A 14,568-nucleotide genomic window follows, 5' to 3' on the forward strand; every position below is an offset into this window, starting at 1 on the left:
CGGTGCGTCCTTGCACGGTTCTCTGGCGAGTCATCAGGATGCCAGTGTACGCACCGAAACAGGCTCGGCAAACAGACCATGGATGACACGACCAGGCTTCGGATCGTGTACATGCAGAAACATGGCCTGATCTATCCAGTCGAGACAGACCGGCTGCGCAGGATCATCCACCAGACCCAGACACAGCGTATAGGTTCCGGGGCGAAGATGCAAGCCGAAGCGGAACTCTATCGTCGTCTCATTTCCTGCTGTGCCTGTCAGAGAGATCCCTGCGTTGTAAGTGTTTTCACCCATGAGTTCCGTGCCAAATTGATCGCGGAGATAAAACCCCAAAACCGGTTTTCGCATCGACTGATGAAACTTCACCTTAACGCATAGTGTCTGTTCACTGTCCAGCCATAGCTGTTGATGCCGTGTGGTTTTTTCCGGGCAGGAGAATTTATTACTGTCTGACCAGTGCCAGGAAAGAATTTCTGCCTGCCGGTTGCCATGACGATAAATCGAACCAGAGGTGGGGATGGGCAATGCCTCTTTCTGGCCGCGATCCGCAAGCAGATGGGCGACATACCAGTTGCAAACAGGCTCGGCGGGACCGGACTGCACCAGCCTGCCCTGATCAAGAACATGCACGGTTTCGCAAAGCCGTTTGGTGGTTCCCAGGTCGTGCGTCACAAGAAGGATCGTAACCCCCTGTTCCCGCAGTTGCTGAATGCGTCGCATGCATTTCTGCTGAAAGTGCAGATCGCCGACAGCCAATGCTTCATCCACCAGCAGGATGTCAGGATCTATGCTGATGGCAATGCTGAATCCCAGACGCAAGATCATGCCACTGGAATAGGTACGCAGAGGTCGATCAAGAGCCTCGGCCAGTTCGCTGAATCGGGCAATCTGCTCCGATTTATCAAGAATCTCTTCTTCGGAGAGTCCCAGAATGGAAGCCTGCAGGCGTACATTTTCCCATCCGCTGAATTCGGGATGAAAGCCACTGCCTAGCTCCAACAGGGCTGCAACCCGGCCATGTACTGCCAAGCTGCCTGTGCTGGGATTCAGGGTGCCGGCGATCAACTGCAGCAGTGTTGATTTACCTGATCCGTTCGCGCCGAGGATGCCTGTCGTCTGGCCTCTCGGAATATGCAGGTTGAGAGGTTGCAGTGCCCAGTGTTCGGAATAGTATTTTCTCCTTCCGCCTCTGAACCATTGCCTGATCCGATCCCATTGGCGGGTGTAACGGTGATAGCATTTGCCCAGCTGGTGCGCACGAATCGCAGTCTGGTCTATCATTAAGACCTCAGCGGGTTGAGCCTGGATGCTCTTGTTGAGAATTCGTGTTGTTGGATTTGCCAGCTTCATGCTTAAACCACATCTGCCATATCAGGTCGGGTACGTGTAAAGACGAAACTGCCCAGGTTCCAGGCTATCAGGCAATTTACCAGGCAGAGAACCCAGGCCCAGAGCGGTGGACTGGCCGTGTGCAACAGGGCAGAGCGCATTCCCTCCACCAGCACGGTGAGAGGATTCAGCCAGAACAGTGTCTGCCAGGCTGTGGGCACAACGTCCAGTGGATACAGAATCGGAGACAGAAACAAGAGCAGCGGACAAAGCGCCTGCATCATGGGCTGCAGATCGCGCAGGAAGGTTCCAATTCCTGCCAGCAGCCAGGCTGTTCCCTGCAGGAAAAGCATCAGCAGAAACAGGTTGATGATCAAGACTGGCACATGGGGTAGTTCCCCCGTAATCCAGACGGCGCCAACACCAACTGCAGACAAGGAGATGCCCAAGGGAACCAGGCTGGTGCCAACCAGCATGACGGGCAGAACCTCCAGTGGGAAGACTACTTTCTTCACCAGGTTGGGTTGAGCGAGTATCACGGAGGGGGCACGTTGCAGGATTTCAGCGAGTGTGTTAAAGACAGCTAGTCCAGTCCAGACGAGGAGAGGAAATTCGATGCCTTCGCGACCAGGCCAGCGCTGTTTCAGGATTAAGCCAAATACCAGAGTATAGACAGCTACTGCAAATAAGGGCAGGCAGACAGCCCACAAGGTGCCCAGCAGCGAACCCCGATAACGTCCCACCACTTCACGACGGATCAGTTGCTGAATCAGATTACGACGATGCCAGAGTCGCATACGCCAAGGCAGGGCGTCCTGCCATCGGGGCGGGCGTTCTGCAGTCCGAATTTGCACAACCATACAGATTCCATTCTGCATTGTTCTCAGAAATGATCCTGCTCCATGCTACTTGCTACTGGTTAGCGAAAACCCTGTCAAGATCGATAGGCCCTCTGAAAGCTCCGTCATGTATTGTCACGCAGACAATAAGCGGGTATCGTATCAGCAGGCATTGATGAGATCTGATGATGGATCGCCACAATCATTATGAAGCGGCTTTTGCAGCGTTTCTTCGGGAAAGGCGAGTCAGTTTTCTGGCTATAGACGAATCACGACGCAGCTACGAAGGCCAATCTACCGTCAAAAGCATGGATTTCATCGTGCATGGTCAATCGGCTCAGTTCGTGGTGGATATCAAGGGTCGACGATTTCCAGGTGGCACACTCGAAAAACCGCGTCGCACGTGGGAATGCTGGGCCACCCAAGACGACGTTCAGGATGCCGTGCAGTGGGCATCTCGGTTTGGCAACAGCTACCGGGCTTTGTTTGTTTTCATGTACCACCTGGTCGGTGAGCAAGTAACCTTGCAGCACGGCGAAACTCTCTGGAACTGGCAGGACAGACGTTATCTGCTTCGGGCCATCGCAGTCGATGAGTATGCCCGTTCCATGAAAGTCCGCAGTCCGAAATGGCGTACGGTCTATCTTCCTACAGCTGCATTCCATCAGTTGGTCAGACCACTCGGATACATGCTACCCGAAGTCTGCGACGAACCTGAGAGGATTTCAGCTGGTTATCAGCTGTCAATATCCTCTCAACCGTATTGAGAAATTCATGTCGACCTACACCATGACGAGCACCAAGCCATTTACTGTGCCAGATTGTATCCAGGCTAAAGTCCAGTCACGCAAGATCGTGGTGGTGACCGCCTATGATTTCCCGACAGCCCAGATGCTGGATCAGGCAGGGGTCGACATCCTCCTGGTGGGTGATTCACTTGGCATGGTGGTACAGGGACATCCCCATTCACTGACGGTCACTCTGGAAGACATGATCTATCACAGCTCTCTCGTCGCGCGAGGCGCACGCCGCAGCCTGGTGGTCACCGATATGCCCTTTATGAGTTATCAGATCAGCCCGGAGCAGGCCCTGGAAAATGCGGGCCGCCTGGTGCAGGAAGGTGGGGCCCATGCGGTCAAACTCGAAGGCGGAGTCCGCACCGCCGCAGCCATCGAAACAGTTACGCAGGCACATATTCCCGTCATGGGGCACATCGGCCTGACTCCTCAATCCATTCATCAGTTCGGAGGTTTCCGCGTTCAGCGCGACGAAGCACAGTTGCTCGATGACGCCCAGGCGGTGCAGGAAGCCGGCGCCTTTGCCCTGGTGCTGGAAGGCATGCCATCGGCACTGGGTGAAAAAATTACGAAGTCTCTCTCGATTCCCACCATTGGCATCGGAGCTGGAGCTGGCTGCGATGGCCAGGTGCTGGTGTTTCATGACCTGTTTCAGTATGGCGTGGGGCATCGGCCCAAGTTTGTCAAATCATATGCGAACCTCAATCAAGTCATCACCGAAGGAACCAGGCATTTCATCGATGAAGTACGCAGTGGCGCTTTCCCCGGCGAAGCCCAGCAGTATTCCAGTTAAAAACGATCACCGCTGAGCCAGATATTCCTGCAGAGATTCATTCCAAGGCACGTCATTGAAATGTTGCACAGGGAACGTATCTGCACCTTCGAACAACTCTGAAATGTGCTGATGATGCCGATAACGGCCATGATAATCGAGGCCGTAGCCCACGACATAGGCATTGGGGATGGTGAATCCGACATAATCAGGTTCGAGGAAGCAGTCGCCATACTGCTTGTCACGCTTGCGAAGCAGCACTGCTGTCTTCAGAGTTGCGGGTTCCAGTGCCTTGAGCTGTTGATACGTGGTATGGAGCGTGACGCCGGTATCGAGCACGTCATCCACCAGAATAACAATATTCCCGGTGATCTTGCGAGGATCGAGTAGTTGGAAATCGATGGTTATCTTGTCGCTTCGTTCAGTGCCATGATAGCTGGCAGCCCGGACAAATTCGAGCTGGGTGGATAGTTCCAGGCCAGTGGAAGTTTCATCCGAGAGGTGCTTCATGAGGTCAGCGGTGAAGAGTACTGCTCCTTTGAGAATGCAGACAAAGGTAACCGCCTTGGCCTGATGCTGCTCCAGCAATTGCAGGGAATCTTTTTTGATCTGATGGCCCAACTGGCGAACGCGGGCCCGCACCAGTTCCCGGGGGATGCGTGTCTTGATGACATGCTTCATTCGACACCTCATGATGTGAAACGGGATGCACATTCAGGGTAACGTGAAGTGAGGCATCTGTCCAGCAACAAGCACAAGCGAAAACAAAAAGCCCACGGACCGCAGTCCGTGGGCATGATTGAATACGATAAACTCTGTCTAGTTCCCGTCTTTCTTCGCCGCACGGCGAGGATAAGCAGGGCGCTGGTCAATCTTCTTCGGATTCTTTTCAAGAGCCTCCATCACCAGGGCGACAGCTTTCTCAAGCTGCGGATCGCGACCGGCAATGACATCCTTCGGCCACATCTCGACATCGTGGTCGGGTGCCACACCTTCGTTCTCGACCGTGAACCCTTCTTCCGGCGTCCAGATAGCAAAGCCGGGTGCGGTCACGTTACCGCCGTCCATCAGGGTGGGGTATCCACTAATGCCGACGAGTCCACCCCAGGTGCGTTTGCCGACCAGCGGCCCGACCTGGTACTTGCGGAACATCCACGGCAGCATATCGCCACCCGAACCAGCGCCTTCATCAATGATCATGGCTTTGGGACCATGAATCGCAGCGCTGGGGGATCGCCAATCTGCACCGTGACGGGGCGCCCAGTAGGAAGTAAATGGACGACGCAGAATGTCAATGTAGTAATCAGCAATCTGACCGCCTGAGTTGAACCGTTCATCCACCACCAGGCCTTCTTTGTCAATCTGGGGGAAGAAGTAGCGCTTGAAGTATGCTACACCCTGACCAGCCGTATCGGGCACATAAACGTAGCCAACGCGGTTATTGGTCATCTTGGCTACTTTCCGCAGGTTGCCTTCCATCCACTCACGATTCCGCAGAGCGGTTTCGCTGGTGAGAGGTACCACGTTCACCGTACGGCTCCCCTTGCCATCAGCATTGGGGCCAACGGTCAATTCGATGCTCTTGCCGGCTGTGTTCTCGAAGAGAGAATAAACTTCCGTAGGAGCTTTGAGGTCTACTCCACGAACCGCCAGAAGGAAATCACCTTCCTTGACATCTACTCCCGGAGCAGTGAGCGGTGATCGCAGATCGGGAGTCCAGTTCAGGCCACCGTAAATTTTCTTGAACTTATAGCGGCCATCCACAACCTCGAAATCGGTGCCAAGCAAGCCACCGGGAACTGTTTTGCGATCATACAGCCTTTCACCGGGAGTGGTGTAGCTGTGACCGACTGCCAGTTCGCTGAGCATCCAGCGGATGACTTTGTACAGGTCTCCCGAGTTGGTCAAATGTGGCAGGAATACTTCGTACTTCTTCTCCATAGCGGGCCAGTCAGCGCCGTGCATGTAAGGATCATAGAAATAGTCGCGGTTGATGCGCCACGCTTCATGGAAGATCTGTTTCCATTCTGCACGCGGATCAATGCGGACTTCAATGGCATCGAGGTTGAGTTTCCCAGAACCACCCTCCGATGTTTCGCCACCACTAGGTGGAGCGCCGCCACCACCCGGACGACCGCGACCACTGCCGCCTCCCAGCATGGCAGCCATACCGCCGCCTGCTCCACCACCACCTGCGGTATTGGCGATGAACCAGCTGTCTGGTGAAGTAGCGTAAAGCACTTTCTTGGCATCGGGAGTCAGTTCATAGCTCATGCAGACAGCCTGTACAGTGTCTTCCTTCTTCTTGTCGACGTCGTATCGCTTGAGTGAAGCGCCGCCGCCTGGGCCGCCTCGTCCACCACGACCACCACCTTCATCACCACCGCTGCGTGCAAGGTAATAAATCTGGTTGGCTGCACCCGCTGAAAGTGCCACATAATTGCCTGAACTGATCGGAATTGCCACAATGCGCTGATCGATGCCTGCAAAATCAATCTTGAATGGTTCTTTCTTTTCCGTTGCGCCACCCCGGCGTGCACCTTCACCCCGCTTGGCTGGTGCAGCTTCATCGGTCTTCTTTTCTTCTTTCTTCTCATCTCCCTTTTCGTCACCTTCTTCGTCCGATTTCTTTTCGGGTGCAGGTCGGCGAGCTGGTGTCGAGGCTTCCGTGGTGCCCTTTTCTTCATCGCTTTCCTTCAGGAAAGGAGAAGGAGTATCCTTACGGAGCGTTACCAGGTTAATAGCCCAGCGGGGCTGACGGGTATCGGAAGCCGACTGGGAAAACCCATGCTTGCTCATCGCCGTATCGCTGGAGGAAAGGAAATACAGATACTTGCCTGCAGAATCGAAGGCAGGTTCTGTTGCTTCGCTGAGTCCATCGGTAATCGGATAGGCTTTGTTCTCTTCGAGAGAGTAAACAAAGACCTGGGCAATGCGTGCCGGGGTGTCGATCGAGTAGGTGATCCATTTGGAATCGGGGGACCAACTGCTCAGTTTCACACCACGGGAGAAACCATACTTGGGTTCTACAATCTTGGTCTGTTTGCCTGATTCAATGTCTAGGCAATAGAGCGACTGGGAGTTGTCGTTGAAGAGAATCTTCTTCGAATCGCGCGACCAGACAGGGTTACTGTAGAAACCGCTGCCATTGATCTTGATCTTCTTCACTTCACCTTTGCCGTTCTGTGGTGCAAGGTGCAGTTCATATTCGCCGCTGGCATCGGAGAAGTAGGCAATGGTCTTGCCATCAGGCGACCAGGAAGGGTCGCGTTCATGGTTGCCAACCGTATTGGTCAGGTTGCGAGGATCGCCTTTTTCTGCTGGTACCGTGACAATTTCACCACGGAACTCGATGGCGGCACGTGCGCCGCTGGGGGAAATGGAAGCGCCGCGAACATATTTGGTCCCCTTGGCAAAGCGGGCGCGGGCTTCCACTGCATCGGTAGCTATGCCCACTGGCAGGCGAGCCGTGGTGGTCTGCCCAGGAATCAGTGTGTGCAGGTAACCAGCTTGTTCGAAGATGATCTTGCCGCCACCCACACTCAGGTCAAGCACGGGAAAATCAGTGAATTTCGTTACTTGTTTGAGTTCCTTCGAGGATGGTTCGTAAGTGAAGATGTTGTATTCGCCGTTGCGATCAGAACGGAAGTAGATCGTATTGCCTACCCAGTTGGGGTCGAGATCGTTACATCGTTCCTTGGGCTGGGCAATTTCAACAACTTCGTGATCCTTGACGCGATAAATCCAGATACGGGAATGTGTGCCGCCACGATAGTGCTTCCACTGCGCAGTAGCATCACGAACCGGAGTATAGGCGATGTATTCACCATCGGAAGAATAGCTGGCTTCAAAACCCCAGGGAATAGGCAACTGGTTGGGCATGCCACCTTTCAGGTCAACCGTAAAGAGCTGCATGTGGCGGTTGCTGTAAACATGGCGATTGGATGCAAACAATACTTTGCCATCTGGCGTGAAGCCACGGACGATGTCGGGGCCGGGATGCCAGGTGAGCCGAGTGGGTGTGCCGCCGGTCACCGGGATGGTATAGACATCAGTGTTTCCATCGTACTGTGCACTGAAGGCGATGGTCTGGCCATCAGGGGAGAACATAGGGTTGGATTCCACGCCAGTATCGGAAGTGAGTCGGCGGGGATTCTTGCCATCCTGGTCAGCGACCCAGAGGTCTTCTGAGTAAACGAAGGCAATATTCTTGGTGCTGATGGCTGGCTGCGTGAGCAGTCGCGTATCAGTAACGTCAGGGTCGGCATACAACGTTGCTGCGGTACTGAGTACAGCCAGGCTCGTTGCAGCTAACCCCGGGCGCAGATGCTTCCACATGGTTGAGGTCTCGCTACGGGAAAAGATTTGATGTTCCGACTATCCTAAGCTGAAGAGAACATAACGAACAGCATAAACCTAGTTTCTTAGGCGTATCTCATCGGTTTTTCAGGATCGTTCTGCTCGGCGTGGGTCTCCTGACCCTGCCGTACCCACTGCGATCCGGTCCTCTTCCAGCTTTACTTTCACCACCTCAGCACCAAAGAAAATGATCTGTGCAGAGTAGTAGACCCAGATCAGGAAGATCACCACCGAACTTGCCGCACCAAACGCGGTCGCCAGCGATTTTCCCATGTAGGTCAGGTACCATACAAAAAAGAGCCGACCCAGGAAGAACAAACAAGCAGCTACCAGTGCACCAAACCAGAGCTTGCGGTATGGTATTTTATTGTGGCTGAGAAACCGGAAGGTAATCATGATCATGCCAGCAGTGAGCAGAATATAGAGTGCGTAATGCAGTGCCGACCAGTAAACCGTGCCACCAGCCCAGTTCTCCTGAAGAATCTTGAGAAAATAGGTGACGATACCATCACCAATAAACAATACCAGCCAGAATGCTCCACTGACAATCACCATGATGAGGGCGAGGAAATAATTTTTGACATATCCGTAGAGCCAATGACGGTTCTGGACAGGCTTGATGTTCCAGATCATTTCCAAGGCAGTGCCCATCTGCAGGAAGAAATTGCACGCAGTCAATAACAGTATCACCGGACCCAGAATGCTGGCCCACAAGGTTGTTTGCGGTTGCCAGACCTGTTCCACCAGTTGCTGCACCGCCTGGGCGCCTTCCTTGCCAATGTTCTCCGTAGTTATTTCGAAAATGCGCTGTTTGACTTCAGCTTCGCCGAAGAACACACCAATGCCTGCAATGGCAATGATGAGCATAGGTGCAATCGAAAAGAGAGCATAATACGCGAGGGCAGCTCCCAGGTAAGATCCTCGATCCTCGCTCCACGAAAGGCCCGCTTTCCACAGTGTTGTAATGACAGGGATACGCATGTACGAACCACAGGGGATTGATATCACTCCCTCAAACTATGACTTTCATAGGTGAAACCAGTCAAGTCGTGGTTAGAATAACGGTATATCATGATTGTTATCCATATTTGCGGGCCGCCTTCGAGGAAGAACACTGATGCTGACACCGATCAAGGTAGCACATTCTCCCGAAGAGAAGTTTCGAGAGTACCTTGCCAGTCGCCCGCGACCTCAGCGATTCACTTCGCCGCAGCGAGACCTGATTCGTTACATCTTCAAACAGCATCAGCATTTTGATGCGGAAGAACTCTGTGCTGCCGCCGACCGGGAAGGGCTGCAGGCCAGCCGGGCAACGATTTACCGCACCCTCAGCAAATTGGTGGAAGCCGGGCTCTTACGACGAGTGCCCCTCGGCGAGCGCGTCGTCTACGATCATGACTATGGCTACCCGCAGCATGCCCACCTGCACTGCACCCAGTGCAGCAGGATGATTGAAGTCACATCAAGCGAACTGGAAAACCTGGTGCCCATCCTGGCAGGCAAACAGCAATTCCATGCGAACAGTTACAACCTGGTAGTGCGAGGCATCTGCGCCGAGTGCAACAAGGCTCGCACCATGAAACGCAGGCTGGATTTGATTTGAACATTGCCACCGTGTGATGATGCTTGAAAACAGAGCTGCCCATCGCTTGCTCATGAATTGAGATATGTGGCCGGCACAAATATCAATTCAATCCTTGGAGGTTCTGGCAGACTATTGGGCTTGCAATTGAAACGAATTAGTTAACAAAACAGGGATAACTATGATTGGCATACGCCATGCACTGCAATTTGTTTCTGTGATTGCTACCGTATTGTTAAGTACGATGATCTCATGGCAATATGGATACAGTCGGCTCTATGGGGCACTATGCGGAATGGCAGTTGTATTCATCGTATATGCCATCTATTTATGTGTATTGTTCATTAAACCACATCGCCGTTGACAATTGGTGAATCAACGAACACCTCTCTACAGTTGTGAGCAGCGCTCGGCGCGGGTCTCCTGACCCCGCCGTTCCGCGACCGAAGGTCTCCCATACCCCTCACCCCTCAATTAACAACCCATGAGACTCTCCCGTTTGCCCTTGCACTCCCAAAGCTCTTCTTTAGTTTGAAGAGAAGCGTTGAGCTTCTTCACGCCGACGAAGGAATGGTTGCATGAGTATCATCAGTGTGGAACCCACGGCCAGCGATGTCACTGCCGTTGAGCGATTGCGATCGGCTTATCAGCAGCTTTGCGGCGAAGTGGGCAAGGTCATCGTGGGGCAGGATGAAGTGGTGGAACAGGTGCTGCTGGCAGTCTTTTGCCGGGGCCATGCAGTGCTCGTCGGTGTACCAGGTTTGGCCAAGACCCTGCTGGTCAGCACACTTTCCCAGGTACTTGATCTACAATTCAAACGCATTCAGTTTACGCCAGACTTGATGCCCAGCGATATTACCGGCACCGAAGTCATTCAGGATGACCCAGCTACCAGGCAGCGCGTCTTCAAGTTTCTTCCCGGGCCACTCTTCACCAACCTGGTGCTGGCCGATGAAATCAACCGCACACCCCCCAAGACCCAAGCCGCTTTGCTCGAAGCTATGCAGGAACGCAAAGTTTCGATCGGCGGACAGGATCATCTACTGCCCAATCCGTTCTTTGTACTCGCTACACAGAACCCTATTGAGCAAGAAGGTACTTATCCACTGCCTGAAGCTCAGCTTGACCGGTTCCTGTTCATGATTCAAGTCGGCTACCCGACTGCTGACGAAGAGGACAAGATCATGAGGCAGGGAACGGCAGAGCATGTGCCGCAGGTCAATAAAATTTTGAATGCTGACGATATTCTGTCGCTGCAAAGCCTGGTACGCCGGGTGCCAGTAGCAGATCAGGTCTATCACTATGCCCGGAAGCTGGTGCGTATGACTCGCCCACAGACGGAGGACGCCACGCCGTTCGTCAATCAGTGGCTGCTCTGGGGAGCTGGCCCGCGTGCATCCATGAACCTGATCCTGGCCGCCAAGGCTCGTGCCATTCTCCGAGGCCAGTTCCATGTATCGCCAGACGATGTACAGGCGATGGCCGCACCGATTCTTCGACATCGCCTGGTAGCCAACTTCGCTGCTCAGAGTGAAAACATCACCAGCGATGTCATTGTCAAAAAACTGCTCGAATCTGTTCCCAAACTGGCTTCGTAACCATGCCTCTGACCTTACCCGCTGATGCCATTGCACGAGCTGAAGCTCTGGGTATCCAAGCCAGGGAGATCGTGGAAGGACTGCGGCTGGGAGATCATCGCAGCCCCTATCGTGGATATTCCGTCGAGTTTATCCAGCATCGCGAATATGTTCCCGGCGATGATCTTCGCCACATTGACTGGAAAGTCTACGGTAGGCAGGAACGGTATACGATTAAGCAGTACCGGCAGGAAACCAATTTCATCAGCAGGCTGGTTGTCGATGTGAGCAAATCGATGGACTATGGCAATGGTCCACAGAACAAGCTTGCCTATGCCAAGTTGCTGGCAGCGACGATGAGCTATGTCATCATCAATCAGGGTGATGCATGCGGGCTTGATCTCTTTGATAGCACTTGGCGGGTGCGGTTGGCGCCCAGCAGTCAGCCTGCACAGATTCGTACCATTTTGCAGGCACTTGAATCAGTAGAGCCAGCACAGGAAACAACTATCGCCCCGCTGCTGCATGAACTGGCTGACAGCGTCAAACGGCGAGGCTTGTTTTTCCTGATCACCGATGGTTTCGATGAAGTAGCTCCACTCCTGAAAGCGTTGCAACATCTCCGTTTCAAAGGGCACGAAGTAACACTGCTCCATGTTCTTCATCCAGATGAATGTACCTTTCCTTTCGAAGGGCATATTCGTTTCGATGGCATGGAAGATAACTCACGTTATCTGACCAGGCCACATTTACTGCGCGCTGCCTATCGCCGGGCGTTTGAACAGTACCAAAGCGAGTTGCGACGGGGTTGCGAGACACAGCATGTGGATTATGTGCAGGCCCGTACCGATCAGCCTCTCAGTAGCCTGGTGACCCAGTGGCTGGCCCGCCGTTCCCGCATGAACAGGATGTGAGGCATGACATTTCTGTCACCAGCCTGGATGACTACCGCCTTCATGGGATTGGCTGCATTAAGCATCCCTATCATCATTCACTATCTGTTCCGCAGCCGCTACCGTGTGGTGCCCTGGGCAGCGATGGAGTTTCTGAAAAAGAGCCTGGAAGAAGCCACCCGTCGTATCCGCTTTCGTGAATTAATCTTGTTGTTGATGCGGATGGCCCTCCTGGGGATGCTGGCATTTGCCCTGATGAGACCATCTTCACTTCGGCAGCGAGGCGATGCCAATTCGCCCGTCGATGCTGTGTTCATCATGGATGTCTCCAGTTCGATGGCGATTCAGGATGGCCAGCAGACCAGACTGGAAGATGCCAGAAAGGCCGCCTTAGCCTTGCTGGAAACTCTGCCTGCACAATCGACCCTCCACATACTGCAAACAGGCAGGAACGTGGTGGACCTGGGGCCACGATCGCCGGTCAATCGCGATCAGGCCAGGATTATCCTTTCTCAATTGAGTCAGAATCATGAAACAGCGCCCTTGATACCTGCGTTGAGGCAGGCTTCTGAAATTCTGACGCGAGGTTCGCTGGCGAATAAGGAAGTCTATCTCTTCAGTGACATGCAACGCAGCAACTGGACCCAGTCGGGGAGCGAACTGGCCCATGTCTGGTCGTCGCTGCAACAGATGGGGCAGGTAATTCTGGTGCAGACGCATCACGAAACGCAACCCGCGAATGCCTCCATTTCCAATCTGCGTGCACAAGTCGCATTGCCTTTGCCTGGCGATCGTGTTCCGTTCCTTGTTGAAGTCAGGAATACCGGTTCCCGAACTCTGGAAGGCCTGACCATCACGCTGCAAGGCAGCGATGCGGAGAAAGATGTTGATGTGCAACCTGTCCCAACGCTGAAGCCGGGCGAAATGATTCCCATGACGCTGACCACCAGGCTGGAGCAACGTGGCAGGAATATCGTCACCGCAACACTGCAAGGCGACGAACTGACTATTGACAACAAGCTGGAAACCGTGATTGAAACGCGAGACAGGCTGAAAGTGCTTATTATCGATGGGCGTGTTCACCCGAACGATCCGGCACAATCGTCCAGTTACTTTCTGGCCCATGCCTTGGGGTCGTTGCGTAGCCAGAACATGGGTGAATCTGGCTTGAATCTGGAAGTAGTCTCTGCCATAGATGTTTACCCGGCACAACTAGCCGACGTGCAGGTTTGTTTTCTGACCGGAATGGGAACAGGTACAGGCAGTAAACTCACTGCGGAAATGGCTGAGCGGTTGGGCCGCTTCGTCCGTGAGGGTGGCGGTTTGATTCTCTTTGCTGGTGGAAGTGTAAGTGATATGGGTTTGGAAAGCCTATCTTCACTGCTGCCTGCCCGTTGGGGCAGTATTGTGACAGCGTCAGATCCACTCAAGCTGGATATGACAACGATCCCTGCCGGTTCTTTTCTATCCCCCTTTCGGTATCCGCCACTGGATCGCCTGGGGCAGGCAGATATCTTCCGCTTACGCAGCCTGGTCGATTTACAGAGTGATGGCATGGTGCTGCTGAAAACCCGGCAGGATCAGCCAGTGCTGACCATGCGTTCGCAGGGAAGTGGCACCGTCATCATGGTGGGTATCGACGCAGATCTGCAGAGCAACGATGCCGTTTTGCGTCCCGGTTATCTTCCCTGGATTCAATCGATGATTGGTCAGGTGCTGAATCAGCAGGCAGGCAGAAAGAACCTGGTCGCTGGCGAAACACTGGTCTTTACTCCCGATGCCCAGTTGCAACAGAAAAAAATGTCGCTGATGATACCAGGCAGTCAGCAGTTGATTCCATTCCAGCAGTCTGAATCGAGCCAGTCCTCACCCCGCCTGGTGTCGCAGGATATCCACCAAGCCGGGCTTTACCGCATGGTGCTCGAAGGAACCCAGGCAGAAGAAACCTCCACCGATACAGGTCTGGTAGATATGTTTGCCGTGGTACCCGATGCTGCTGAAACCGCCAGCCTGAGTACAATGTCGGAGGAAGAACTGAGTAGCCTGTTTGCCGAGAAGCCGGTGATCCTGCAGACGAAATCTCTTCAGGGAACTGGGCCAGATCGTTCGCGGTTATTGCAGGAATGGACGCCGTCACTCTGGTGGTGGCTGTTCGCCTGGTGCCTGTTGGAACTGGCATTTGGGTGGTATTGCAATCGGGAAGTATAAACGAAATTGAATGTCATTAAATAAGAGCATCTAACAAAATGAGCTAGTGCTTCTCGTCCAGTCAGGCTATAAGTTTGGCGAGCAAGGAGCACTGCTATGGCCAAACCGATTTTGGATGATCAACTCTGGGCATTGATTGAACCATTGTTACCGGTTCCCAAGAAGCGTCGAAAGCGTTATCCGGGCCGTAAGCCGATCAGCAACCGGCAAGC

At 53.6% G+C, this 14,568-nt stretch carries 12 protein-coding genes; 7 read left to right on the top strand and 5 right to left on the bottom strand.

Features of this window, described 5'->3' with window-relative positions; genetic code table 11:
- Positions 1–33: 33 nt before the first annotated feature.
- Both JNJ77_05640 and JNJ77_05645 read right to left on the bottom strand, forming a co-directional pair.
- Positions 34–1,350 carry an ABC transporter ATP-binding protein gene (locus tag JNJ77_05640; protein ID MBL8822052.1) on the bottom strand — a complete coding sequence of 439 codons (1,317 nt, stop codon included), beginning with the start codon at positions 1,348–1,350 and terminating at the stop codon, positions 34–36.
- A gap of 2 nt (positions 1,351–1,352) precedes the next feature.
- Entirely contained in the window at positions 1,353–2,189 is an 837-nt protein-coding gene (locus tag JNJ77_05645) for an ABC transporter permease (protein MBL8822053.1), read from the bottom strand.
- Positions 2,190–2,353: 164 nt separating this feature from the next.
- On the opposite strand from JNJ77_05645, the gene JNJ77_05650 reads away from it, so the two are divergent.
- Positions 2,354–2,935, top strand: a complete 582-nt coding sequence (locus JNJ77_05650; GenBank protein MBL8822054.1) for an HYExAFE family protein — start codon at positions 2,354–2,356, stop codon at positions 2,933–2,935.
- 22 nt (positions 2,936–2,957) lie between these two features.
- Entirely contained in the window at positions 2,958–3,758 is an 801-nt protein-coding gene (panB, locus tag JNJ77_05655; GenBank protein MBL8822055.1) for a 3-methyl-2-oxobutanoate hydroxymethyltransferase, read from the top strand.
- Between the two features lie 6 nt (positions 3,759–3,764).
- Here panB and JNJ77_05660 read toward each other — a convergent pair whose 3' ends face one another.
- The 3 genes from JNJ77_05660 to JNJ77_05670 all read right to left on the bottom strand — a co-directional run bounded on the left by JNJ77_05660 (position 3,765) and on the right by JNJ77_05670 (position 9,077).
- Positions 3,765–4,418, bottom strand: coding sequence for a hypothetical protein (locus JNJ77_05660; protein MBL8822056.1), 654 nt, complete (start codon positions 4,416–4,418; stop codon positions 3,765–3,767).
- 138 nt (positions 4,419–4,556) lie between these two features.
- Entirely contained in the window at positions 4,557–8,075 is a 3,519-nt protein-coding gene (locus JNJ77_05665) for a PD40 domain-containing protein (GenBank protein MBL8822057.1), read from the bottom strand.
- 108 nt (positions 8,076–8,183) lie between these two features.
- Positions 8,184–9,077: a YihY/virulence factor BrkB family protein gene (locus JNJ77_05670; protein MBL8822058.1), complete on the bottom strand. Its 894-nt coding sequence runs from the start codon at positions 9,075–9,077 to the stop codon at positions 8,184–8,186.
- Positions 9,078–9,210: 133 nt separating this feature from the next.
- Between JNJ77_05670 and JNJ77_05675 the strand changes: the two genes are divergently transcribed.
- The 5 genes from JNJ77_05675 to JNJ77_05695 form a co-directional block, all read left to right on the top strand.
- Complete coding sequence (locus tag JNJ77_05675; GenBank protein ID MBL8822059.1) at positions 9,211–9,699, top strand: transcriptional repressor; 489 nt, start codon at positions 9,211–9,213, stop codon at positions 9,697–9,699.
- Between the two features lie 557 nt (positions 9,700–10,256).
- The gene (locus JNJ77_05680) at positions 10,257–11,276 is read left to right on the top strand and encodes a MoxR family ATPase (GenBank protein MBL8822060.1); all 1,020 of its coding nucleotides are present in this window, start codon (positions 10,257–10,259) and stop codon (positions 11,274–11,276) included.
- Positions 11,277–11,278: 2 nt separating this feature from the next.
- Positions 11,279–12,169 carry a DUF58 domain-containing protein gene (locus JNJ77_05685; protein ID MBL8822061.1) on the top strand — a complete coding sequence of 297 codons (891 nt, stop codon included), beginning with the start codon at positions 11,279–11,281 and terminating at the stop codon, positions 12,167–12,169.
- Positions 12,170–12,172: 3 nt separating this feature from the next.
- Positions 12,173–14,356 (top strand): BatA domain-containing protein, encoded by a 2,184-nt coding sequence (locus tag JNJ77_05690; GenBank protein ID MBL8822062.1) that lies wholly within the window; start codon positions 12,173–12,175, stop codon positions 14,354–14,356.
- A 96-nt stretch (positions 14,357–14,452) separates the two neighbouring features.
- On the top strand, positions 14,453–14,568 hold a 116-nt coding region (locus tag JNJ77_05695; protein MBL8822063.1), incomplete at its 3' end, for an IS5/IS1182 family transposase.

The sequence above is a fragment of the Planctomycetia bacterium genome, from assembly GCA_016795155.1.
GTDB lineage: Bacteria > Planctomycetota > Planctomycetia > Gemmatales > HRBIN36 > JAEUIE01.